This window comes from Streptomyces sp. VTCC 41912, assembly GCF_045799175.1.
GTDB classification, from domain to species: domain Bacteria; phylum Actinomycetota; class Actinomycetes; order Streptomycetales; family Streptomycetaceae; genus Streptomyces; species Streptomyces albulus_C.
In genome coordinates, this window is record NZ_JBJMAB010000094.1 from 1 (window position 1) to 1597 (window position 1597).

Here is a 1597-nt window from a genome sequence, read left to right on the forward strand (position 1 = left end):
TTCGTGCGGGTGCGGTGACGGCGCAGGTGGCGTTGTTGGATGCCGAGGGGACCGTCCTCGTCCGCATCAAGGACCTGCTGGTGCGGGCCGTGGCCCTGGACGGGAGCGCGGACGGCGCCCCGACCCCGGCCCTGGCCCCGACCTCGGCTCCGGCGCCGGTCCGTGACGTCGAACGGTCGGCGACCACGGCCGCGCCGGAGTCCGGGACGCCGGCACCGGATGCCGGGCCGGACGACCTGCGGGGCCGCATCGAGCGCTACCTCACCGAGGTGCTGGCCGGCACCACCAAGATGGACGCCGCGGAGATCGACCCGACCGTGCCGCTGGAGCGCTACGGCATCGACTCCCTGATGATCACCCGGCTCAACGCCGAGCTGGAGGAACGGATCGGCGAGCAGCTGTCCAAGACGCTGTTCTTCGAGTACCAGACGGTCGAAGAGCTCGTGGAGTACTTCGTCGAGGAGCACGCCGAGCGCCTCCAGGAGCTCACCGCACGCACCGGGCCGGAAGCGACCGGTCCGCACCCCGCCCCCGCTGCGACCGGCGCCCCCGACGCCCCCGGCGCCAGTGCGGCCGGGGCCGCCGCGTCACTGGCCGCGCCCGTCCGCAACGGCCGCTTCCTGGCCCCCGGTGACCTGACGGGGACGGCGGAGCCCGCCGCGCACGGGGGCGACGATCACCGCGGCGAGGCCATCGCGGTGATCGGGTTGAGTGGTCGGTATCCGATGGCGGATGACCTGGGTGAGTTCTGGGAGAACTTGGCGGAGGGGCGGGACTGCGTCACGGAGGTGCCGCGGGAGCGGTGGGATCATGAGCGGTTCTTCGACGCGGATGCTTCGCGGGCCGGTGGGACGTACGGCAAGTGGGGCGGCTTCCTGTCGGACGTCGACAAGTTCGACCCGCTCTTCTTCCCCATCATGCCGCGCGAGGCCGAGCTGATGGACCCGCAGGAGCGGCTGTTCCTCCAGACCTCGTGGCACGTCCTGGAGGACGCCGGCTACCGACGCAAGGACCTCCGCGAACGCCAGGTCGGGGTGTTCGTCGGCGTCATGTATGGCGAGTACCAGTTCCACGGCGCACTGGACGCGCTGCGCGGCGGGCGGGCGGTGACCAACTCCTCCTACGCCTCGATCGCCAACCGGGTCTCCCACCTGCTGGACCTGCACGGGCCGAGCATGGCGGTGGACACGATGTGTTCGTCGTCGTTGACCGCGCTGCACCTGGCGTGCGAGAGCCTGCGGCGCGGGGAGAGCGACCTGGCGATCGCGGGTGGCGTCAATGTCTCCGTGCACCCCTACAAGTACGTCTTCCTCAGCCAGGGCGGCTACCTGTCGACGGACGGGCGGTGCCGGTCGTTCGGGGCCGGCGGCAGCGGCTACGTGCCTGGTGAGGGGGTGGGTGCGGTGCTGCTCAAGCCGCTCGCCCGGGCCGTCGCGGACGGCGACCACATCTACGGCGTCGTCCTTGGCGAGGCGCTCAACCACGGCGGCAAGACCAACGGCTACACGGTGCCGAGTCCGCGGGCGCAGGAGCGGGTGATTGCTGCGGCGTGGGGTCGGGCGGGGGTGGAGCCGGGTTCGGTGTCGTATGTGGAGGC

Annotated in this window: 1 protein-coding gene; it reads left to right on the top strand. The window is 71.8% G+C overall.

Annotated features, from left to right (window positions below; translation table 11 throughout):
- Positions 1 to 35: 35 nt before the first annotated feature.
- Positions 36 to 1597: beta-ketoacyl synthase N-terminal-like domain-containing protein (locus tag ACJ6WD_RS41260; RefSeq protein WP_407617809.1), on the top strand; the 1562-nt coding region annotated here is incomplete at its 3' end.